We start from the raw sequence: 21,612 nt of genomic DNA, 5'->3' as shown, positions 1-21,612 counted from the left end.
TGGTATACCCCCGCAATAGTTCACTTTATTTCCCCCTCAATAACGTCATACATATCCGCCTGAAGCAGATTGATTCGTTCTACTTTGAAGGCGTTGATAACGACATCAAGCGCTCCCTTAATCTTTCTGAGGCCATAAGGTGCATTGACCACAATCTTAATGCGCTGCTCATCCGATCGGTAAGAACCCACGACATACAACAGGTTGTTGTGAGTTTTATCCCAAAGCACGGCTTCAGGGTTAGCCAGCATCTCGGGCAACCGCTGGTACTCGGCTTTCGTCAGGGCTACGCCATCATTACGATGCCGGGCGCTATCCGCATGTAACAGATTCTGCTCACTCATCACCAGCACTCGGGCCGGTATTTTGCCTTTCTGTGCGACATATCGGGCAACCGATTCACTGACAAAGCCCAACGTCTGCGCCTTATCCACCACCCGCTGCTTCAGCTGCTGCACAATATCGGCCCGCTGCGCCTGAGTCAGATCTTTTTGGTTCAGCTGGTCATTTAGTGCACCCCGCTGGCGGACGGCCTCTACCCAACCGGCAAACGCTTTATGCCGCTCAGGGGCATTGTTCAGCGCCTGAACAGTTTGCGTGCGAAGCGTAGCATCCTGCACCCGGCTGATTTTACGCATCACTTCAATATCGGTGCCAAACGCCGCTTCCCCGACATTATGGTTCCAGCCTGCATCCGGGGTCAGCGTGGCCCCGCCGGGTAGCGTGTAGGTGGTGACAGGTTTGCGGATCACCTCACCGGTAACAGGATCAACCCCCACATCAATCTCCCGCGTGGTTAAGCGATCCTCAGATGATTCAACCGTCAGCCTTTTACGCTCCAGCGCACGTTTTGAGAGTGCCCGTACCCGGCACCGGCAACCCCAGCCATTGGGCGGGTAATGGGTGCGCCAGATCGGGTCAGTGTAATGAAAGACCTTACCGTTCAGTGAGGCATGACTTTTACGGGTGGCAGCATCCATCACCGCCACATACTGCCAATAGGGCTGCTGGTCGCTGTTCTCCATCTGGGCCTTGTAGCGCCCGGCCATATAGGCCGTCTGCAGATTGATCCGGTAGATGTTTTTCAGACGCCACGGACTGCCCAGCTGATCCACTACGGCTTTGCCGTCCGGCCCCACTGTGATCTGCTTACCCCACCAGCCCAATTTTTTAAGCCGGGGTTCCAGTGCTTTAACAAAATCCCGTTCGGTGATGCCCTGTTTCAGGGCCGTTTCCAACTCACCACGAATTGATTCCAGCACATCCATACGCGCTGCTTTTGCGACTGTCACCGCCTGAGCGTGGGCCTCCTGCCAGGTGTCCCACCAGTTCCAGCTGACGGCATAGCCTTTGGCCTCAAAATAGGCCACCGCATCTTTAGGGGCCAGACCAAAGGCATGGCGTAGGTTGACGGTATCAGGCGTCGGCATTTAATCGCCCCCACAGCTCTGAGACAAACATCGCCTGGGCTAACTGCTGCTGCAGCTGGTTGTCATCCATCTCCGGGAAGAGCTCAGCCAACAGACCCAGCGCCTGATCCGGCTCACCGCTTTGCAACTGCTCCAGCACCGGAGCCAGCATGGACTGCATCTGCTGTTGCAGATCCTCAGCGGGCAGATCAGCCAACGCCTGATCTAGCTGTTCCTGATCCGGGGCGGAATCTGTCTCGTTATTGGCTTTCAGCGCGGCCAAAGCGGTTTGTTCTGACTCGCTTTGTGTCTCTTTCTCTGCCGGTGTCTTTTGCCCTAGGACGGCTTCACCCTCTTTTGGCTCGGGGATCTGCAGCTTCTCATGTGCCCAGCTCATGGGTACCTGCATACCCATTCCAACCAGCCCCGGCAGGTTCTCAGAGAAAGCCTTAATATCTTCCGGCTCGGTGATATCAAACTCAAAGCGCGGAACACGATGTGGACTGCTGAAGCTCTTGCAATTCAGCGCATACATGGGATAGACAATATCCCGAGTAATTGTATTGGCCAGGGCTTTGAGATCCGCATTACGGATCTCCTGCCGTACTTCATTGTGGACATTGCCCAGGGCATTGGTCGATGACTTGCCATCCGCCTGACTGGTGAGCGTACCGCCCAGAATCGCTTTGGACTGGCTCTTCTCGCACCAATTGATCTGAGCCATATAGGCATCAGATCCACCCTTAGCGGCTTCGTGAAATTCAATGTCCATACCTTTAGGGATCACACCACCAGCATTGTGGCCAATGCTCATCACTGCGCGCATCAGTGTGGCTTTTTCCTTTGGGCTGGCCCCTGAAGGATATTTACCCAAGCGCGTTGGCAGGCCGTAGATCTCCAGAAATTCGGCTAAGTCACGGGCGGCATAGTTCTTAAACAGATAAGGCCAGGCGAGAACACGAACCAGCCCCCGGCGCGATAGGTAGCCTGACTTAGCTTTTGCCTGATGGCTGAGCCAGCCGAAAGGCTGCAATGCCAGCCCATCATGGCTACCATCCCGAATGCGCAACTGGTTACGATCATCCGGATGCGTTTTAAACCATGCGGGATCACGCCACTCAGCACCGGCGATATAGTGGGTTTTATCAGCGTATTGCCATTTCAGTTCAAGGTTGGCAAAGCCCTTTAAAATGGCATCTGCCGCATCAAATAGCGCATCATCTAACCAGGTAGCATCCCGCAGAATTTCTTCGATCATCTCGGTATCGCGCTTTTCCGCGTCAGTTGCATTCTTCGGAGGGATCATATTCCAATCGACCCCGAGAAGAGCCAGCTTTCGCTTACCCAGTTCGCTCTGAATATGAGGATCTTTTTCTTCCATATCCTCAGCCAGTTCGCACTGATCAATAAGATCCCCGTGCTCGCCATCCAACAAGATCTTTGCGATCTTAGCGATCGTTAGACCCTTTGATGGGTGGTTGCTGTAGTGGCTGCGTAATGGTGATAGCTTTGCATCACCTAAGGTTTGCTGTTCTTCAAGATCTGGCAACTCAAAGGGGTTGCCATTTATATCTACAATTGTTGATGCCGCCATTACCAGGCTCCCTCACCATCATAACTCTCTAAATAATCGTCATCGTCACTGTCTGGGGCTGACTGTTTGCCAGGTAGCGCGGTGAACTCAATTACGCCACCGTCCATCCAGCTGGCCCGGATCGCCATCGCCAGCGACACGGCAAAGTCACCATGGCGCTTGCCTTTGCCTGATTTACTTTCCAGATCTTTCTGACGACCTTTATCAATCTGCGGCACACCATTAATGACTTTGATCTGCAACAGATCATCCATCACGCTCTGATGACGGGGCAGTTGCAGGTTATGGCTTTCAAACTCGGCCTTTAGCTTCGGCATCCATTCGCCATACCAATTCTGGGACAGATGCACCTGGTCAACGCTGTCGGTGCCGTACCTCAGTGCCGCTGCTTCAGCCAAATAGCCACCGTTACCCGTTGCATCAAACGCCGCACCACACAGCCGGGGCAGACGATCCATAATGAAGAACATGATCTGCTTCTGCTGGTCATACGTGAGATGGCTTAATTCGACGACAAAGGGTGCGCGCTTGGTTAAGTTCGGGTTGATGGCTAAGGGCGTAAATACCGTTAAATCGCCTTTACGGGCAAAATCCTCCCCGAAGGCGTGCTGGCAATCAGGGCTTAACGTTTCCAACAGGGGTAACAGATGCGCTTTGCACCAGGCATCAACCTCAGATTCGCGCTGGTGTTCTGACCAGGTTTCAAAACCTTCCGGGGCTTCATAGCGTAGGATCGGAATGGTGTGATCCTGAACCATTGCCAGTTCAATCGACATACGTGTCAGATACGCACCGCCGGATTTCTTCGGAATACAGCCGTATTCCTCATCGGCACTTTCCCGGTTAGGGGCGTTTTTGTAGAGATCATCACGCCATTTTTTTTCAGCGGCAGGCGACCACTCCTGACCGGTGACATAGCAGATGCGCTGGTACAATCCCTCGGCAATCGCATCATCCAGCGTGATCCGGTGTACGGAATAATCTTTCTTACCCTCTCGGGCCTCTTGGATGTACTGATTAAACAGGTTATCAACACCATCATGGGTACTGATCAGGCGCACCCGATTGCCCCACATGGTCAAAGCCAAGGCCGCTTTCAACAGCTCTTCCAGAGATTCATGGAAGGCGGCTTCATCAATCACCACATCACCCTGCAGGCCACGCAAGTTTGACGGTCTGGAACTGAGGGCCTGAATCTTAAATCCGCTGTTAGGAAAGCGAATCATATAAGCCAGGATCTCTTCCTTTTTGCCGGTGTCCCAGAACGTCTGTTCATACACATCGGCTTCAGCCAGCTGGTTAAAGGCTTTGGCAAACAGGGCACAGGCGGCAATATACTCCAACGCCATCTCTTGCTTAGAACCGACGTAAAAGGTATTACAGCCTCTGCGCTTACGGGGCTTGGCAGCATTGATCACATTACGCCCGGACTCAGCCCAAGTCAGACCGGTACGGCGGGATTTCTCCGCAATCATGATCTGGCTTTCATCTTCAAACCAGCGTTGCTGATAACCCAGAAAAACCGCTGCACCACCGGGTATGGCATCCTCAATCTCTTGAGGTACGACGACACCGTGAATCTCCATTTCTTCGGCAAGGTCGATTTTGTGGGGCTGATTAATAGGCTTGAGTGACATCAGGCTTTACCTAGTAAGACTTGTCTGATGCGGTCTTCCAGTTGCTCAGACATACCATCCTGGCCGCGCAGTTCTTCACTAACAGCGTTAGCAGCTTCCTCTGCAAAGGCTTTGCGGATCTCTTTTTCGCGTTTATGACTGGTCATGGCGGCCTGCTCAACCCGCTGAATCGCCAACGCCATCTGGCTGAGGGCTTTGGGTTCAATCGGCTCTTCGGACTCACTCATGTGCATGCTGGTATCAAACGCCATCGTCCGTACCACTTCCTGCAGCAGCTTACCGACCTCGCTGGTGGGTTGGTTGCCCAGCTTTGCGGTCCAGACTTCAGCCACTTCGCGGCTTTGGCGGATTTTAGCCCCGATCTTTTCCATACGGGTGGCGTAGCGACTCAATCCGGACTGGCTGATCTTGGCATCTTCCGGCAGTCCGTTGGATTCAATCTGCTGATTGATGACGTCCAGAACCTCCTGCTGGCTCAGGCGACCATCCCGCAGCATCTGATCCAGCTCGGCTTTCAGTTGCTCTGGTAGCATCTGCACCTTGGAGCGGCGGTTGCGCTTCTTCTCGCTGGCGGGCTTGCTCATAACGGCTTAACTCCGGCGGGCGCGTTTAATACCGGGGATGGTGCAGCGACCATCAACCGCGTCATAACCCCGCTGGGTTAGTGTGGCGACCTGACATCCGGCCAGATCCTCAAGGGTGATTATCCCTTGTTCCTCAAGCCAGGCGAAATGGGTACGAACCGTATCGCGGCTTAGGGCATGGCCGTAGGCATCCAGGCAATCCTGAATCACCGACTCATTGGCCGTACCACCGGCATCATTCAGGCTGCGGATCAGGCACAGGCGCTGATCCGCAGTTAACAGTTCCTTAATTGGCATCAGCATTTCTCATTCAGTTGGTTTTCCATCAGCAGATCTGAAATATGCTGAACTCGCTCCAGTCGCGGGCTGAGCTCTTTCAGATCTCCGCGCAAGTTGGCGATCTCCAGATGCAGTTGATGCATCTCTGTTCGGGTGGGCAGGTCATCCATTCGCCCCTCCAGGTGATCAATACGCCGGGTTTGCTTATCCACCGTCTCTTGTTTGGCGTAGGTTTTACTCAGCAACGCCATAATGACCAGCCCACCGGTGGTAATCAGCGCCCAGATCGGTGCCCAGTATTTAGCGATCCATTCCATAAGGGTTCCTATTGGCCTGAAGGTGTGTCCAGCCCCAAACGCTGCCGCCGGTCTCTGACCGACTGGCAGAAGGTGCAGCGGGCGGCATCGGGCTTAGCCTTAAGCCGTGCCTCGGGGATGGGATTCGTGCAATCCAGACAAAGCACCTGACCGGCCTCAACCCATTGGGGTGGTTCTGCGGGTCTGTTCAGAGCTTGGGCCAGACTGTGATTCAGATTGCGTTGTTCGGCCTTAGCGGCACGGTCTGCGATATCAGCCATATTAACGATCCAGAAGGGTTGATGAGGTGCCGGTAATGGCTTGCGTCACAGGGTTCCGGACACCCCGTTTTTCCATAGAACGGCCAATCACCCAGCTGGAACAGATACCTCCCCAGGCGACCCAAAACTCTGTAGGCAGATCCGCCAGCGGGGACAGATCCATCGCCAGCCCAAAGGCATTGGCGATGCGCGCAATCAGAGGGAAAGCCACGTAGTTAAAACCGATAAAGGCCAAACCGGCATAGACCACGGTAGGCCGGGCGCGCTTGGTATAGCAGTCTCCCTGAGAGAGTTCGGCCACCAGAACGCGCTCTTTGGCTTGCAGCTCAGCGCGGATCGTTTGCTCAATCTCGCTGTCCCGCTGTTGCAGCAGGCGCTCGACCTCAAGGGTGAACTGATCTTTCTCTTCATCCGTCCGGATAAAGCGATCTGCGACCTTGCCCACGCTTTCGACCAGGGAACCGGCAGAGCCGGAGAACAGATGACTGAACCAACTCATGATCTACTCCTTACCCTGCTGATCCGAGTGCGCGACCACCCACAGCAGCTGCTGCAACAGAAACAGACGCCGCATCCAGCCACGCATAAAACGTGACTGGGTGTCGTCATTAGCCACAATGGCGGTGTAATAGCGGGCGCGGTAACTCAGTAAGTGAGCGATCTGGTTGGTACCCAGAGAGGCATCGGCACAAAAGGCGTGAGCAGCTTTAAGGGTGACAGGGCCGATAATGCCGTCATCTTCAATATCCAGCGCCTGCTGCAGCAAACGCACCGCCTGACGCGCCCCGTGCTGAACGGCCGCATCAAAGGTGGCAACAGCCAGTACAGGGGGCAGATCCGGGCAACGGCAGGCGCGCCAATACTGTTCGTGGTAGATGGTTTTGGCTTGCAGCAGCGTAGGTGGCCAGCTGATCTCCGGGTGGGCATTACGGCTGATGCCGTACCAGGTGTCACCACCCCGGTCTGCCGGATCATTGGAATGATCACCCTCAATGTCCGGACTGAGCAGCCAATCAATGGCTTGGTCAAAGGCTGGTGATTTGAAATCCAGCGACATAAAAAATCCCCCGTAAAGTGCTTTTCAGCAGCTTACGGGGGATTCTCTAAACGACGGGATTCAAGTGTTTATCTATGGATCAGCTGAAGAGGGATTGCTGAACCCGGCCAATGTGCAGTTTTTTCTGTTCGGCCAGAATAGCGTAAATCTGCATGGTGGTCAGACCGTGCTGTTCCGCCAGCGCCTGATGGTTACGACCATCAAACGCCTGGTAAATCTGAATATCTCTAAAGGCACGCTTTAAGCGATCATCACGGGGCAGGTACATCTGCCGCCCACCCATATAGTGAGCCAACGCGGCAATAATATCACGGGCCACAGGATACGCCTTATCTTTTGGCAGCGACTGGCTGCGGCAGATCTGCTGCTGTACCACCGCCATCAGATCGGCCAGCGTCTTAGGCCACAGGCGCGGGTCAGACTCCATCTGATCCAGATTCGCCAGAATCGTATCCAGATCCACCTCATCCATGCCCATCATATCCAGTTGCTGATCGTGCATGTTGCACCCCCTAAAAAGAAAAAGCTGCCGGTTTAGGGCAGCTTAGTGTGAGGTTGTGGGACGTGTCTTTTAAAGGAGGGCAATATGAGCGTTATTTAAGTGCAGTAATCACATTGTAAAAACGATGACCTGACTCTGTCGCAGACAGAAAGCTGTAAACTAAAAAAATCACTACTGCTGTAAAAATATAATGGTTAACAGCACCACTGAAAAATAAGCTTAGTATGCAAACCAAAACTAGGGCCAACAAAGATGCACAGGTTAAGAATGCATCAGTTATAAGGCGTTCATAGTGGCCCGATTTTCTCATTCGTACGACCAATACTCTATCCATTACCGCAGTCATTAGCGCTATCGATGTTATCAGGAACCCTAAAAGAGTCCCCGCAACACTTGCCACAACTCCTGCGATGGAATGCAATACTGATGAAGATATACCTTTTCCGTAATGAAAAAAAAGGGCTGCAGTGATCAGAACCAGTCCATATTTAAGAAGCGACATCGTCCGTTACTCCGAAATAGGCCTCAATGTCCTCCGAGCATTCGTCTCTCGCTCTATCAAGCATTGCGAACATGGAAGCACTCGTGGGGTATCTCACATTCGTCTCAACTTCTTGGGTTGATGAAACTCTGTCAGTAATTAAATCAATAGGTTCCATTACACCATCAGCATGAGCACGCGCCTTAGTCGCGCCCAGGTCAACAAACTCAGCTATGACACGTTTCATCTTAGAGCTTAGCCTTCCCTCAGATCCCGGTTTTCTCGAATCAATATTCAAGGACAGCATCATACTATCAGCGTAAGACTCACTCATCATATTTAAAGTCGTTTTACAAAAATCGTTGCTGTCATATAACTCTGGGTTGGTTGGTTTAGGTAAGCTAACTTCAATTCTCTTGAGTTCAATTTCGCCCCGGAGCAGGCGTTCAATTGCATCAGTCTTAACAACGGGTAAAGCTTGAACAGACGCATTAAAAAGCTTGGAAAGTGTTTTGGCAAACTGGCGGGCAGTGCTTCCATGACCGTTTCGGTGCCAAGCTAAGATATGGTGTTTTTCGTAATATACGAAGAAGTTCCTCTCAATAATGCCTTGACCATCTTCTAACTCAAGTTGTTCTGCCTTCTGGCCCATTGAACCAATCTCTGGCAAATCAGAAGTTCTGAACTTTCTCAATTCGCCCCGGATAGATCTTGCTGGTATTTTTTTCTCTAAGTTCCATAGCTCACGCGAATAGTCTCCATTTTTGTCGATAGAGTTAATCACGCCGTCTTTTACAGCAACAAAACCAGCATACGGAGATTGAATTTCTCCATTTATTCCATCGAAGACTAATTGAAAAAAATCAACATGGAATTTCTTTGTGGCAACAGTTTTTGGAGCAACTGGAATTTTTGACATATAAAAAAACCGCATAAGTGGATTGGCAAAGGGGTTAGAGGTGCTGAAGGGACGATTCAAACACATTATCGGACAGGCAATTCACCTCCTAACCCACGATGTTTATTGGCAAAGTAGAGCCGTAAGCAATTGCCTTTGCAGCAAGCTCACCAAGCCCTTTTTTGCCTTGCTCTATGAAGGTGTCTTTTGCAGCGTTCACTAATAGGTCTCCATAGCTCTCTTTTGCTTCTAGGCTATCAGGAACAGCATTCAAAACGGCTAACCCTTTAGGGGTAAGCACGGAGCCGTGAAAATCACCTGTAGTGTTTTTCACTGCTACATCAAAATAACCATGTTCTTGAAGCCACGATATGCTGTCATAAGCGAAGTGAAAATCTGTGTCTGAGCCTTCACCTAACTCTTTTGCAGACAAGGTTATTTTTCTTGGGAACACCTCATACAATTCGGCAAGTACCTGACCGGTAATTTGGTTGAATTGATCAATATTGGTCACTGCTAATCCCTCTGTGGTTGCAGCCATCTACCACCTCCCCCTCTAACGCATTAGGCAGGTAAAGCTTGTAGGATCGTCCATGCTTTTCCCGGTGTATGTCGCCCTGAACTGGAGAGGGATTTTTAAATCCCTAGCTTCTGACCATTAAGCATATATTTCAGAAGGGTGTGGCTATCCGGTACGTTGAAGTCGTCTTCGGACGAAAATTTACTGACATAACCGCTGCACGTGGCTATGGACTGAACATCTGCGTTAAATCCGTTTTTCAGCGTAAAGCCACTGATGACAACCTCAAAAGACCAGAACATATCCGTATTATATTTCTTGTTTCTTTCTTCGGCTGGAACCATTTCAGCGAGCCGCACTCGTGCATCCTCCAGCGACCAGCCACCGTATGTTGCATACGTTTTGAGATTAGAACGAAGCCCTTCAAGACACAGATCCTGCAACTGCTCCTCTGAAGTTTTACACCCCGCTAAAAAGCCGGAAAGCGCTATAACCAATAAGATCCTAAACATCGAATATTCCTTTTCAGTTGAACGCCCCATAAATCAGGGCTGATTCAATTCATCAGTGTTTTAGCTGCTGATTTTTAAGTTGCGATTTTTGGGAGAAATTTTTTTTAATTCCAGGCACACGGCCTTGGCTATTGCTTTGATGTCATGGGTAGACAAACCAGCGGCCTGAGTAGGTGCAACATAGTCCCCGCCTACGCAGATAATCTGATTGTGTGAGCCTTCTATTTTCAGGCGAATCATAGGAATGTCCTTATTCATACTCTAATCCTGTTTTACATCTTACCGATCAGGTCACCACCAACCGTTTTAACACTGTTACTTTTGCCTTTAACTGATGTTTTAACGGTGCTCTTTGAGGGCTTTTTAGCACTGGGCGCTTGCCCAGTCAGCAGGGATGCCAGCAAGGCTTTTTGCTGCTTCACGTCTAATGCTCGGTAGGCATCCAATAGAACCTGTTCCTCTGCCGGAAGGGTTTCTATTGCAGGTACTGGCATGGCGCGCTCACCCAAAAGGATATAGTTAATATCCGCACCAACACCTGCGATAGCTGCAATATAAGCAGCACTGGGAACAGACTTCCCTTTCTCATATTTAGCTTGGGACTGCCTAGTTGCACCCGGAGCACCCAGGCTTGCGGCCACTTCAGCAAACTCTGTTTGAGTCATCTTAAGCTCTTCACGAACTTCTTTTAGTCTTTCTCCGATGGACATAATTGTTTCCATTTAAGCTTGACGATGGAAACAATTGTTTCCATAATAGATTCACAGAGTAAGTGATTAAGTTAAACGATTAAGTGAAGTTCACTTGTAAACCTATCGGGGATTTTGACATGCACCCAGCAGATATTAAAGCCGCCCTTAGTAAAAAAAATGTTAGCGCCGCAAAAATTGCAGATGAACTGCATGTTTCTCGTACTGCTGTAAGCAACGTGATTGCTGGTCGCAGTACCTCGGCGCGTATTGCCAACCGAATTGCCACGATTATTGGTAAGCCTGTTCAAGACATTTGGGAGCCTCAGCCAACTATACGCCGGACTAAAGAGCAGCTCCGTCAAACTGCTTGAGGTAAACGCCATGAGTGATACCCGAGTCAATACCAGCGGTTTAAAGGTTCTGGAAGTGATGGATGCCCTGAAGGGTCACACCCTATCGGGCCTGAGCAATGGCGATCTGGCTAAAAAACTGAACATGAGTGCGGCCACGGTTAACCGCTGCCTGAATACGCTGATTCAGGCGGGTATGGCGACTCAGCTGGACAATGGCCGCTACGCCCTGAGTGTACGGGCGCTACAGATCGCCCAGGCCCACGCTAACGAGATGGCCCGCGCCTCTGACCGGATAAACGAACTAAACCAGCGTGTTATGGCTGGCAGCTTTTAAGAGAGAGTGATGATGAGCGACAACACCAATCAAAACGATGTGCTGAACGAGCTGCAGAATCAGGCAGCAGCACTGCAGGGGCAAAATACAGCGGATCATGCACTGGTCAACCAGCTGCTGGGTCAGGCTCAGATGGCCGATTCAATGGCTCAATTTTCGCTGACGGTCAGCACTTCGAAAATGGCTTATGTGAAGGAAAACCGCCTCTACAAGGCGCTTGCGGGTCAGACAACTGCCGACGGTCAGCAGTTATCTGGTACTTGGGATGACTTTTGTCGGTTACTTGGAAAATCTCGTCAAAAGGTCGATGAGGATATTTTGAACCTAAAGCAGCTTGGTGAAGAAGCTTTAGAGGCTATGACTCGAATGGGCATCGGCTACCGCGAAATGCGCCAGTATCGCAAGCTGCCGGAAGACCAGAAAGAAGCCCTGCTGGAAGTGGCTAAAACCGGGGACAAAACAGATTTTGTTGAGCTGGCTGAGGAGATCATCAGCAAGCATACCAAAGAGAAAGAAGCCCTGACGCAACAGCTGGACGATACCCGCGCGGATTACGAGGCCCAGGGTGAGGTGCTGAATAAAAAGTCGATGGAGTTGACCGAAGTCCGCTTTGAGCTGGAGAAGACGAAGCGCCGTATCCAAACCCTGAAACCGGATGAGTCGATTAAGTCCCTGCGGCAGGAGGTGAGCAGTATCGCCTACGAGGCAGAGGTCAGCCTGATGGGCGGCCTGCGGCAGGCGTTTGATGTATTAGCCACTCAGGCCAATGAAGCCGGAACCGATGAGCGTCTGTTTATGGCGGGCCTTATCAGCCAGCTGGAAAAGCAACTGATCGCCCTGAAAGAGGATTACAGCTTGCCGGATGCTGAGGGCGATGAGCTGGACTGGATGAACCCGGAAGCCGTAGCGGCGGTTGAAGCTGAAATCGGTGAACAGCAGTTCAACTGGGTAGACGGTGACTATGAGCCGGCCAATAAAGCGCCGGGAGACAAGGAGCAGTCGAATGAGTCCGGCAACGATTGAAGTGATGATGGCCGCGATTAGGGCCGCTGAACAGGCCGGGCATGGTCGTAAACAGGAGATCTATGCCGAGGCTTGCACCACGCTGGATATCTCTCTGGCGACCTTTCATCGCTACCGTAAGGAGCTGACTGTGCAGAACGCCCCCCGTAAACAGCGCAAAGATGCAGGCACCAGCGGCTTAACCCGTGATGAAGCCCTGCTGATCAGTGGGGTGATTATGGAGACGCTGCGCCGGGATGGCCGCCAGCTGGGTAGTGTTTCTAAGGTGATCGAGGGGCTTCGGGATAACAACCTGATCAAGGCTGAGCGGATCGATAAGGCAACCGGTGAGCTGGTGCCTTTATCCGACAGTGCGATTCAACGGGCGCTGCGGAGCTATGGGGTTCATCCAGAGCAGCTGTTGCGCCCTACGGCCCATACCACGCTGGCCTCTAAACACCCGAATCATGTTTGGCAGATCGATGCGTCTTTGTGTGTTCTGTATTACCTGAAACCCGACCCGAAAACCGGTAACGGTTTGCAGGTGATGGATCGGGACAAGTTCTACAAGAACAAGCCTAAAAATGTGCAGAACATTATGGCGGATCGGGTGTGGTCGTATGAGATTACCGACCACACCAGCGGCTGGGTTTATGTGGAATATGTGATGGGAGCTGAATCCGGTGAGAACCTGTGTTCAGTGTTGATCAATGCGATGCAGGAGCGCGGCGGTGCGGATCTGCTGCACGGGGTGCCTAAGGTGCTGTATATGGACCCCGGCAGCGCTAACACCTCAGCGATGGCCAAAAACCTATGCAAGGCGCTGGGCATTAAGCCGATTGCCCATGCTCCCGGCAATGCTCGGGCAACCGGGCAGGTGGAGAATGCCCGTCGTTTGATTGAGCAGCATTTTGAATTTGGTCTGAAGTTTCGTCCGGTGGCGGACTTGGCAGAGCTGAATCAGCTGGCAAAACAGTGGCGCTCGGTCTGGAACGCTCGGCAGAAGCACCGCCGCCACGGTATGACACGCTCAAGTGCCTGGCTGAGAATCAAAGAGGATCAGCTGGTTAAGGCTCCCTCGGTTGAGGTCTGTCGGGATCTGGCGGTTGCAGGGCCGGTTTCCCGCCAGGTTCATGCGGGGCAATACGGCCACTATATCAACCTGGATGGCAAAAAATACGACGTCTCTCATCTGGATGTTGAGACGGGTCAGAGCCTGCAGGTGACGCGCAACCCGTGGCGTGACAATTGCGCCCAGGCGTTAATGCCGGACGAAAACGGCCATGAGGTGATTCATGTGCTGCCACTGATCGGGACGGATGAGTTTGGCTTTCCTGAGTTGGCTCCGGTTATTGATGAGGGCTATCGCACTCCGGCGGAAACCTCTGGCCAGAAAGTTAAGAAGGCGATTGAGCAGCTGATGACAGGAACCGAGTCTGCTGAGGATGCCGAGAAAGCACGCAAACAAAAGACGATTCCGCTGGATGGCCGCTTCGATCCTTTCAAATCTCTGGATACGGAACAGCTGCCGGACTATATGCCGCGCCGGGGTACAGAGCACAACCTCAAGACAACGTCTGTTGAGCTGCCGCCGTTATCAACCACCAAGCTGGCGATGCGACTACGCAGCCGCTTAGGTAACGACTGGAAGCCGGAATATTTTGCCTGGCTGGAGCAGCGTTATCCGGAAGGGGCAGCAGAAGCCCAGCTGGATGAGATTGAGCAGCAGTTAACCAAGCCTCAGGCGACAGCCCTGAAGGTGGTGAATGGAGGACCACTCTGATGTTAGAGCTGAAAAATGTGCTGGCAGAACTGAACCAGTCGCAGTCTGCGTTGGCTGGGGTGCTTAATGTGTCACCTGCCGCCCTGTCGCAGATTGTGAATCACAACCAGTGGCCTAAGTCGATGGATAAGCGCGGCCTGAAAGACAAAATCACCGATTGGTTGGTGAATCAGGGGGCGGATCAGGTTGCGGTTAAGCAGGTATTTAAGGTGGCGGGGTTGCCGCAAACAACCCCACCTACTTCCCAAAAGAAGCAGTCCCAGGAGGACGATGCGATGTTACTACGAAAACAATCTTTGACACAAAAAGCGCGCCAGGCGTTTCAGCTGCAGCGTGATCCCTTCTCTGAGCCACGTTCTCAGAAGGAGGTGTTTTTAACGCCCGATGCCCGCTATGTGCGTGAGGCGATGCGGGCTGCTGCCCGGCATGGTGGCTTTCTGGCGGTGGTGGGTGAATCCGGTTCGGGTAAATCGACGCTGCGTCGGGATCTGATTGAGTGGATCGATAAAGAGCAGCTGCCGATCACGGTGATTGAGCCGTATGTGCTGGGTATGGAAGACAACGATATTAAGGGTAAGACGCTGAAGGCCCGTCATATCGCTGAGGCGATTATGGCGGAGATTGCCCCCCACGAGAAACCCAAGCGCAGCCAGGATGCTTTCTACCGTCAGCTGCATACGGCCCTGCGGGAATCACAGCGGGCGGGTAATCGCCATCTGCTGATGATTGAAGAGGCTCAGGGCTTGTCGATCCCGACGCTAAAGCACCTGAAGCGTTTCTTTGAACTGGAAGATGGTTTTTCAAAGCTACTGAGCATTGTGCTGATCGGCCAGACAGAGCTGGGCCAAAAGCTGGATGAAAAGAACCCGGCGGTTCGTGAGGTGGTTCAACGCTGTGAGGTGGTCAATCTGCTGCCTCTTGATCTGGAGCTGGAGAATTATCTGCATCACCGCTTCTCTCTGGCCGGTAAGGCGCTGGTGGATGTGATGGATCAGGATGCGGTTACAGCTCTTCGCCAGAAGCTCTCAGGCCGCAGTAAACACAGTGTGCTCTATCCGCTGGCGGTACATAACGTCATCACGGCAGCTATGAATGATGCGGCTGAGATCGGCATCCCTAAGGTAAATGCTGAACTGATTCTGGAGGTGTGAGATGACAAAACGTCAAAACCAAAACCAGCGCATTAAGAACAGTTTGCTGCTAGTGGCCCGCGCAGTTACGGGCCTTGAACAAATGCATATTACGGTGGATCGCATTGATGTGAACCTGGCAACACCACGCATCACGGTGTACCCCGCTAAAGGTTGTAAGGGGCTGAAGAGTTTCTGCAGTCGCCATATCAACCGCAACGGCACCCGCTGGGTTGAGAAAAGTGCTCTGTATGAACAGTGCGAAATTGTTTGGCAACACAATGCCTATTGACGCTAAGGGAGCACGTTTTATGAAAAACACTCAGCCTCAGTACCTGATTCTGTCGTTGGAAAAAACCACTGTCTCCAATGGTTGTGTTGCCTTTATACGTCCTGAGCGTCAAGGCGTTACGTTCAACCTGAATGAGGCAGGCCGCTTTGATGAAGATGAAGTGAATAACAATCTGGACTTTTATGACGATGGCCAGCGGCACCTGGCTGTGTTGGCAAAGGCCGTAGAAGAACACCCCAGCCCCGTTGTGCTGCTGACCGAGCTGACCAGTGGGGCGTTAAAGACAACACACAACCAAATGTTAAACGCGGACAAGGGTTAACCCATGAATATGAACGAGCAGGCAAAAACAAGTACGGGCACAAGCATTCCCAAAGGCTTTATGGAAGACGCTAAAGGGCGCTTGGTTCCCGTTGAGAGCATTAAGGATATTGATATGGCCCGTCATGACCTGGTGCTGGAGCTGTTCCAGAAAGCCCGTCGCCTTCAGGTGCAGATGAAAGACTTCAAGCTGGCGATGCTGGGTGATATCGGTGCCTTCATTGATCTGGCCGCAGAGAAGTACACCGTTAAGCTTGGCGGCACGAAAGGTAATGTGAGCCTGATCAGCTTTGACGGAAGATTAAAGATTCAGCGCGCCATTGCTGAAAGCATCACTTTTGATGAGCGCCTTCAGGCAGCCAAATCTCTGATCGACCAGTGCATCCACCGCTGGACAGAAGGTAGCCGTAATGAAATCAAGGTGCTGGTAGATGATGCTTTTCAGGTCGATAAGGAAGGCCAGATCAGCACCAGCAGGGTTCTGGGCCTGCGCCGCCATGCCATTGATGATCCTGAATGGAAGCAGGCAATGGAGGCTATCGCGGATTCTATTCAGGTCACAGGTTCTAAAACCTATGTGCGCTTTTACCATCGCACCGGCCCGGATGAGAAGTGGCAGGCCTTGCCGTTGGATCTGGCAGCGCTTTAATTATGCGAAACACGGCATTTTGCCGTGTCTGCCCAGTGTGGTGGCTGGGTACTGATGAGCAGCCGGAACGGGAGATATAAGTGATGGCAGATGATAAACGCAAACGGGATCTGGCCGCGATCCATGCTTCTAAAAAGCAGTTGGCAATGGATGATGATTCATATCGTCAAATGCTGAAACAACTCACCGGTAAATCCAGCGCAAAAGATTTAAGTCCCTCTGAGCGGGTAGCAGTACTTCGTCGATTGAAAGAGCTGGGTGCAGGAAAACCAAGCAGTCCATCGAAGGCGTATCCCGGAACCCCACACAATAAAAATCAGGAACCCATGCTTCAGAAAATAGAAGCGCAGCTTGCTGATATGAAACTTCCCTGGGCTTATGCCGATGCCATTGCAAAGCGTCAGTTCGGCATTGAACGGGTTGCCTGGTTAAGAACAACTGAGCAGTTAAGCAGTGTTATTGCTGCTTTATATAAAGCACAACAAAAACGTGAGGCTGCACAACCATGAGAATGCGTTGCCCGACCTGTTATTCGGAATTTGGCCTGGAACAAATGCTCGCAGATGATGCAGCTCGTGAGGTGATGGGACTGATTGCTGGGCTACCTAAGGGGACGTCCAGATTGTTGGTTCAATATACGGGGCTGTTTCGTCCAAAGAAGCAGAGCCTTTCCTGGGATCGTGCGTACAAGATTATCTCAGAAGCCTCTGAACTGGCATCACCATCGACTCTGCGTGTTGCATTGGATCAGACACTGGAGGCCATGAGAGCAAAACAGCGTGCTGGTGAATGGATACCATTAAAAAATCATAACTACCTGAAGCAGGTCATCAAATCGGTACCCCCGATGCCTCAGCCGATTACAGCGACGCCTTCAAAACCTCAACAGCCTTATCAGGAGAAACGCCCACCTGTTGAAGCACCTAAGATTGAGAAGAAAGCTCATCGCAGTCCTGAGGAAATCAAGAAGGCCAGAAGTGCCATCAGCGTTCTGATGAGCGGGCTGTCGGGGCATCAATCTAAAGCAGATGATGGAGCTAAAAAAGAATGAGCATGGAAAAACTCAGGCATGAGCTGTTATCTGATCTGTCTGAAAAGACAAGTCAGCTATTAAGGGACTTCGGTATTGAAGCAGATATCTCAGATCAGATCGGCCATGCTCTGGCCGATCATGTGGCAGAGCACTGGGGCGGTCAGCTCATCAATATTCCAAAGGATTATGCCTTCAAACTGGTTAAAAGGGATCTTGAGATCTGGGAGCGTTTCAACGGCAGAAACCACGCCGCTTTAGCTGTAGAATATGGAATTAGCGTTAGAGGTATCTACAAAGTCATTCAGCGGGTCAAGCGACAGCAAACAGCACTGAGCCAACCTGGCTTATTTGAATAATCATAATTTGAAAATCCTTTTCATTTTCTCTCCCACTTAATCCCGTCTGTTTTCACTTAATCCCGCATTTTTCGCGCAAATTCATTATTATTTATCTCATTGCCTCACAGCTCTATCTATCAGGCTGTTCAAGTGGCAGAGAAGACCGGGCTCAAGGGTGAAGCCAAGATGAAGGCGGCACTGACTCAGGTTAAGAACTCTGGTGGCACGGCGCTACTGAAGGAAACGGAATCAACTCTGCGAACGAAGATCGAGCAGGCTATTGATGATCTGAAGTTGTAGTTCTGCTCTGAGTATTTCTTTGGCTCTGCATGCTTGTTGTTCGCAAGCTTGGCACCGGATGGCGTTGCTATCCGGTGTCTCTTTTGTTCTCAGGCTTTCCCTCAGAAAACAATGGGTCCTTTCCAGACTTCTTTGTCATACGGGAGCGTAGACTCGCGGAATTTTCACAGACAGCAGAGGCCCTAAGCCTTCCTTCCTTTTTCCAATAGCTTCAATGAGTTGCTGAAATTCAGCGTTGTGATGGGGTGACCTATGAGCGGTTAGTCAGAGTGATTCGCAATGGACGTAAACAAGAAGCAGCTGGCTCAGATCTTCGGGATCTCCGAGCGCAGCTTTACCGAATACCAGAAGCTGCCCAACTTCCCGATTAAAGAAGATGGTGGCAGAGGTAAAACGAATACTTACGACACCGAAGCCGTCTTCAGGTGGCTGGTGCGACGCGAAGCCGGTAAGAACACAGAGACATCCCGTGAACGGCTAGACCGCGTCCGGGCCAGCCGAGAAGAACTAGCCTACGCAAAAGATTTACAAGAACTGGTGCCAGCTGAGCTGGTGGAAGAACAACTGACCAGTGCCGTGATCGCCATTCGATCTGATGTTCTGAATGGCAACGCTCAGCTAAAAGCCGAGCTGGACACTGAATACGGCACCGACATCGATATAGACATTCTCCATGACCACTCTCGCCAAATCCTCGAAAGCCTATCGCAAGTTAGCAGCGAATCTGGATGCAGTGATAGCTCGGAGTCTGAAGAAGTTTGCCCCGCCACCGAAGATGAGCAGCCTTGAATGGGCTAACACCTATCGGTTTATGGCGGCAGAGCAGACGGCACGACCGGGTAAATACCGTGACAAGATCACGCCCTGGGTGAAGTTCATGCTGGAAGCGCTGGATGATCCTAAGATCCGCAAGATTGTTTGTATGAAATCCGCTCAGGTAGCGTGGACCGATGGGGTCTGGAACAACTTCCTCTGCAAACTGATTCATTTAACACCAAGCCCGGTTGTTTTGCTGTTCCCGAAAGAAGCGACCATCCGCAAATACCGGGATCAGAAGTTTGATACCACCGTGCGGGCTACGCCGGTTCTGCGAGAACTGGTGGATATATCCACCAACAAAAGCAGTGGTAACCGTTTTAACTATGTTCGTTTTCCCGGCGGCTTTTTAGCGATGGTGGCATCCAACGCACCGGATAACGTCAAATCTCTATCGGCCCCTGTGGTCGCGGTTGAAGAGCCGGACGACTGTTCCGAAAACGTTAAAGGGCAGGGCGACTCTGTAGCTCTGCTGGAGAACCGAGCTAAAACCTACCCAAACCGGAAAGTGATCTTTGGTGGTACGCCTACCATTAAAGGCCATAGCAGGATTGCAGAAGATTATAAAAACTCCGATCAGCGTGTGTTTATGGTGCCCTGTCATCTGTGTGGTGAGGCCCATGTGCTGAGCTGGGAGCATGTGGTGTGCGATATCGAACCCGGTCGCAACCATGAAGTTTATGGCGATTATCTGCCAGAGACGGCTTATTACCTGGCCCCCTGTTGTGGCCAGCCATGGAATGACCGAGATAAAAACCGAAACGTGCAGAACCTTTACCCCGTGATTCAACGTCCGGACGTAAAAGACTGCGCCGGTTTTTATATTAACGAGCTGTACAGTCCGTTTGATGGCTCCAAATTCTCTGTCCTGATGGAGAAGTACCTCAAGGCTCAGCACAAGCTGAACCAGGGTGATGAGTCGGAGATGATCTCCTTCGTTAACAACACCTGCGGCGAACCCTACGAATACAAAGATGGCGCACCGGATGCTGAGGTGCTGCGGGACCGGTTGGAGGATTACCCCGAACTGGTAGTACCGCACAACGGCCTGATGCTGACTATCGGCGTGGATGTGCAGGATGACCGCTTAGCGGTAGTGATCCGAGCCTGGGGAAAAGGGGAAGAAAGCTGGCTCATCTGGTGGGGGGAGATTCTGGCGAAGCATACCGTGGTCGATGTCAACGACCCGGTTTGGTCAGAACTGGATCGGATTGTTTTCAGCCGATACCAGCACACCCGCTTCGGCAGCATTGGCGTTACCGCCCTGCATATCGACTCCGGCGATAACTCCGAAGCGGTTTACCACTACGTTCGGGATCGCAAAGGCCGTGGCGTGAATATCCGCGCCATTAAAGGCAGTAACGATACCGAAAAGGCGATTACCAGCACCCCGAAAAAGCTGGATCTTAACGCCAGCACTAAGGCCAGTAAGTTTGGCCTGCAGGTGTGGATGGTAGGTGTTGAGAAGGGCAAAGACCTGATCTCAGAACGCCTGCGCCTCACCGGCAACGGCCCCGGCAGAATGCACGCCTTTAAAGAGGTTCGGGCAGATTACTTCGATCAGATGCTGGGTGAAAGCAAGATTCCCGATCGCAAACGCGGTGGCCGCAAGAAGTGGACGAGAAAGTCCGGCGCACGGGTAGAGGCCTTGGACTGTGAAAACTACGCCCTGCACGCCGCACGGGTTGAACGAATCCACCTGTGGGGGCCGGATACCTGGGAGGCCTATCAGGCCCGACTGATGCAGACCGATCTGCTCAGCGGTGATGACAGGCCAGTAATTACTGAGATCCATACCGATCGCACCGTAGACGCGGAGGATCTGGAGTTGCCGCAGGTCGCACAGACTGAACCCCAAGAGGAGCCGCCCGCCGCTAAGCCTTTACAACCAGCACCGGTGCAGCCGCAGCCCAAACCAAGGTCCCTGAAACCCCGCAGCCTGAAACCCAGAACCCGCAGCCAACCGGAAGTGCCCAAAGCGCAGCCGGAGCAGGGCAATCAGCCAAAATCACTGGCAGAGCTGGGGCGCATGATGCGGGATGACTAACCAGAACGGAGGCCAGTATGGCCACAACACAACAGCTGCAGGAGGCCAAAGCCGCCCTGCACAACCTGATGACGGGTAAAGCCGTCGTCAGCCTGCAGCGGGATGGACGACGGGTGGAATACACACCCGCCAACAAAACCCAGCTGCAGAGCTATATCAACCAGCTGGAAAGTGAACTCAACGCCCGGTCCACACGCCGGGCGTTTCGGTTTTATTAGGCTTCTGGACACAGGGTGATGGAATATATATCATAATACGTGCAGTTGTGGTGGTAGAGCGGCCCCACGTTAAAAACAGAAGTGCTCAAACAGAATAACTGCCGAAAAGCCCCCTTTATTGAAGTGACCCCCAATAGTTGGACACCCAACATTGGGGGTTCTTTTTATGGCGAAGTACAGCCGCTCACTCAAAATAGCGCTGGCTCAGAAGTGCCTTAATGGCACGCCAGCCACACAACTCAGCCGTGAGCACG

General features: G+C 52.0%; 30 protein-coding genes and 1 other RNA gene. 16 read left to right on the top strand and 15 right to left on the bottom strand.

The window, feature by feature from the left end; genetic code table 11:
* Positions 1–20: 20 nt before the first annotated feature.
* The 15 genes from AC4GL5_RS11565 to AC4GL5_RS11495 form a co-directional block, all read right to left on the bottom strand.
* Complete coding sequence (locus tag AC4GL5_RS11565; protein ID WP_490382938.1) at positions 21–1,430, bottom strand: phage minor head protein; 1,410 nt, start codon at positions 1,428–1,430, stop codon at positions 21–23.
* The gene (locus AC4GL5_RS11560; RefSeq protein WP_490382937.1) at positions 1,417–3,003 is read right to left on the bottom strand and encodes a DUF935 domain-containing protein; all 1,587 of its coding nucleotides are present in this window, start codon (positions 3,001–3,003) and stop codon (positions 1,417–1,419) included. Before AC4GL5_RS11560 ends, AC4GL5_RS11565 begins: the two co-directional genes overlap by 14 nt.
* Positions 3,003–4,640, bottom strand: a complete 1,638-nt coding sequence (locus tag AC4GL5_RS11555; protein WP_490382936.1) for a hypothetical protein — start codon at positions 4,638–4,640, stop codon at positions 3,003–3,005. Before AC4GL5_RS11555 ends, AC4GL5_RS11560 begins: the two co-directional genes overlap by 1 nt.
* Entirely contained in the window at positions 4,640–5,224 is a 585-nt protein-coding gene (locus tag AC4GL5_RS11550; RefSeq protein ID WP_490382935.1) for a DUF3486 family protein, read from the bottom strand. Before AC4GL5_RS11550 ends, AC4GL5_RS11555 begins: the two co-directional genes overlap by 1 nt.
* A gap of 6 nt (positions 5,225–5,230) precedes the next feature.
* Positions 5,231–5,521 (bottom strand): VpaChn25_0724 family phage protein, encoded by a 291-nt coding sequence (locus tag AC4GL5_RS11545; protein WP_490382934.1) that lies wholly within the window; start codon positions 5,519–5,521, stop codon positions 5,231–5,233.
* Positions 5,521–5,820: a DUF2730 family protein gene (locus tag AC4GL5_RS11540; RefSeq protein ID WP_490382933.1), complete on the bottom strand. Its 300-nt coding sequence runs from the start codon at positions 5,818–5,820 to the stop codon at positions 5,521–5,523. The genes AC4GL5_RS11545 and AC4GL5_RS11540 overlap by 1 nt, the downstream gene beginning before the upstream one ends.
* Positions 5,821–5,828: 8 nt before the next feature.
* The gene (locus AC4GL5_RS11535; protein ID WP_417595003.1) at positions 5,829–6,080 is read right to left on the bottom strand and encodes a TraR/DksA C4-type zinc finger protein; all 252 of its coding nucleotides are present in this window, start codon (positions 6,078–6,080) and stop codon (positions 5,829–5,831) included.
* Position 6,081: 1 nt separating this feature from the next.
* Positions 6,082–6,579, bottom strand: a complete 498-nt coding sequence (locus AC4GL5_RS11530; RefSeq protein ID WP_490382932.1) for a holin family protein — start codon at positions 6,577–6,579, stop codon at positions 6,082–6,084.
* A 3-nt stretch (positions 6,580–6,582) separates the two neighbouring features.
* Positions 6,583–7,137: a glycoside hydrolase family 108 protein gene (locus AC4GL5_RS11525; protein WP_490382931.1), complete on the bottom strand. Its 555-nt coding sequence runs from the start codon at positions 7,135–7,137 to the stop codon at positions 6,583–6,585.
* 79 nt (positions 7,138–7,216) lie between these two features.
* Entirely contained in the window at positions 7,217–7,639 is a 423-nt protein-coding gene (locus tag AC4GL5_RS11520; protein WP_490382930.1) for a Mor transcription activator family protein, read from the bottom strand.
* 488 nt (positions 7,640–8,127) lie between these two features.
* Positions 8,128–9,039 (bottom strand): DUF6731 family protein, encoded by a 912-nt coding sequence (locus AC4GL5_RS11515; protein ID WP_490382929.1) that lies wholly within the window; start codon positions 9,037–9,039, stop codon positions 8,128–8,130.
* 88 nt (positions 9,040–9,127) lie between these two features.
* The gene (locus AC4GL5_RS11510; RefSeq protein ID WP_490382928.1) at positions 9,128–9,559 is read right to left on the bottom strand and encodes a hypothetical protein; all 432 of its coding nucleotides are present in this window, start codon (positions 9,557–9,559) and stop codon (positions 9,128–9,130) included.
* A gap of 95 nt (positions 9,560–9,654) precedes the next feature.
* The gene (locus tag AC4GL5_RS11505) at positions 9,655–10,050 is read right to left on the bottom strand and encodes a hypothetical protein (RefSeq protein WP_490382927.1); all 396 of its coding nucleotides are present in this window, start codon (positions 10,048–10,050) and stop codon (positions 9,655–9,657) included.
* Positions 10,051–10,110: 60 nt separating this feature from the next.
* Complete coding sequence (locus AC4GL5_RS11500) at positions 10,111–10,308, bottom strand: hypothetical protein (protein ID WP_490382926.1); 198 nt, start codon at positions 10,306–10,308, stop codon at positions 10,111–10,113.
* A 14-nt stretch (positions 10,309–10,322) separates the two neighbouring features.
* A complete protein-coding gene (locus tag AC4GL5_RS11495; RefSeq protein ID WP_490382925.1) occupies positions 10,323–10,760 on the bottom strand; it encodes a helix-turn-helix domain-containing protein in 438 nt (145 codons plus the stop codon).
* Positions 10,761–10,879: 119 nt separating this feature from the next.
* Here AC4GL5_RS11495 and AC4GL5_RS11490 point away from each other — a divergent pair, with 119 nt between their 5' ends.
* The 16 genes from AC4GL5_RS11490 to AC4GL5_RS11415 all read left to right on the top strand — a co-directional run bounded on the left by AC4GL5_RS11490 (position 10,880) and on the right by AC4GL5_RS11415 (position 21,358).
* Positions 10,880–11,113, top strand: a complete 234-nt coding sequence (locus tag AC4GL5_RS11490; RefSeq protein ID WP_490382924.1) for a helix-turn-helix domain-containing protein — start codon at positions 10,880–10,882, stop codon at positions 11,111–11,113.
* Between the two features lie 10 nt (positions 11,114–11,123).
* Positions 11,124–11,429 carry a helix-turn-helix domain-containing protein gene (locus tag AC4GL5_RS11485; protein ID WP_490382923.1) on the top strand — a complete coding sequence of 102 codons (306 nt, stop codon included), beginning with the start codon at positions 11,124–11,126 and terminating at the stop codon, positions 11,427–11,429.
* A 9-nt stretch (positions 11,430–11,438) separates the two neighbouring features.
* Positions 11,439–12,452: a hypothetical protein gene (locus AC4GL5_RS11480; RefSeq protein ID WP_490382922.1), complete on the top strand. Its 1,014-nt coding sequence runs from the start codon at positions 11,439–11,441 to the stop codon at positions 12,450–12,452.
* Positions 12,433–14,214: a DDE-type integrase/transposase/recombinase gene (locus tag AC4GL5_RS11475; RefSeq protein WP_490382921.1), complete on the top strand. Its 1,782-nt coding sequence runs from the start codon at positions 12,433–12,435 to the stop codon at positions 14,212–14,214. Before AC4GL5_RS11480 ends, AC4GL5_RS11475 begins: the two co-directional genes overlap by 20 nt.
* Positions 14,214–15,365 (top strand): ExeA family protein, encoded by a 1,152-nt coding sequence (locus AC4GL5_RS11470; protein WP_490382920.1) that lies wholly within the window; start codon positions 14,214–14,216, stop codon positions 15,363–15,365. Before AC4GL5_RS11475 ends, AC4GL5_RS11470 begins: the two co-directional genes overlap by 1 nt.
* Before the next feature lies 1 nt (position 15,366).
* Positions 15,367–15,636: a hypothetical protein gene (locus AC4GL5_RS11465; protein ID WP_490382919.1), complete on the top strand. Its 270-nt coding sequence runs from the start codon at positions 15,367–15,369 to the stop codon at positions 15,634–15,636.
* A gap of 19 nt (positions 15,637–15,655) precedes the next feature.
* Complete coding sequence (locus tag AC4GL5_RS11460; protein WP_490382918.1) at positions 15,656–15,958, top strand: hypothetical protein; 303 nt, start codon at positions 15,656–15,658, stop codon at positions 15,956–15,958.
* A 3-nt stretch (positions 15,959–15,961) separates the two neighbouring features.
* A complete protein-coding gene (locus AC4GL5_RS11455) occupies positions 15,962–16,606 on the top strand; it encodes a DUF3164 family protein (RefSeq protein ID WP_490382917.1) in 645 nt (214 codons plus the stop codon).
* A 2-nt stretch (positions 16,607–16,608) separates the two neighbouring features.
* An RNA gene (locus AC4GL5_RS11450) (hammerhead ribozyme type II) lies at positions 16,609–16,674 on the top strand.
* A 15-nt stretch (positions 16,675–16,689) separates the two neighbouring features.
* Positions 16,690–17,115 (top strand): gp16 family protein, encoded by a 426-nt coding sequence (locus tag AC4GL5_RS11445; RefSeq protein ID WP_490382916.1) that lies wholly within the window; start codon positions 16,690–16,692, stop codon positions 17,113–17,115.
* A complete protein-coding gene (locus tag AC4GL5_RS11440; protein ID WP_490382915.1) occupies positions 17,112–17,657 on the top strand; it encodes an HI_1489 N-terminal domain-containing protein in 546 nt (181 codons plus the stop codon). The genes AC4GL5_RS11445 and AC4GL5_RS11440 overlap by 4 nt, the downstream gene beginning before the upstream one ends.
* Complete coding sequence (locus AC4GL5_RS11435; protein ID WP_490382914.1) at positions 17,654–17,995, top strand: Mor transcription activator family protein; 342 nt, start codon at positions 17,654–17,656, stop codon at positions 17,993–17,995. The genes AC4GL5_RS11440 and AC4GL5_RS11435 overlap by 4 nt, the downstream gene beginning before the upstream one ends.
* 132 nt (positions 17,996–18,127) lie before the next feature.
* Positions 18,128–18,277 (top strand): hypothetical protein, encoded by a 150-nt coding sequence (locus AC4GL5_RS11430; protein ID WP_490382913.1) that lies wholly within the window; start codon positions 18,128–18,130, stop codon positions 18,275–18,277.
* Between the two features lie 279 nt (positions 18,278–18,556).
* The gene (locus AC4GL5_RS11425) at positions 18,557–19,066 is read left to right on the top strand and encodes a DUF1441 family protein (RefSeq protein WP_490382912.1); all 510 of its coding nucleotides are present in this window, start codon (positions 18,557–18,559) and stop codon (positions 19,064–19,066) included.
* Entirely contained in the window at positions 19,053–21,140 is a 2,088-nt protein-coding gene (locus tag AC4GL5_RS11420; RefSeq protein ID WP_490382911.1) for a phage terminase large subunit family protein, read from the top strand. Before AC4GL5_RS11425 ends, AC4GL5_RS11420 begins: the two co-directional genes overlap by 14 nt.
* A gap of 17 nt (positions 21,141–21,157) precedes the next feature.
* Complete coding sequence (locus AC4GL5_RS11415) at positions 21,158–21,358, top strand: phage head-tail joining protein (protein ID WP_490382910.1); 201 nt, start codon at positions 21,158–21,160, stop codon at positions 21,356–21,358.
* The last annotated feature ends 254 nt before the right edge of the window (positions 21,359–21,612 follow it).

It is taken from the genome of Oceanospirillum sp., assembly GCF_982874595.1.
This window is presented reverse-complemented; position numbering and strand designations above follow the sequence as displayed.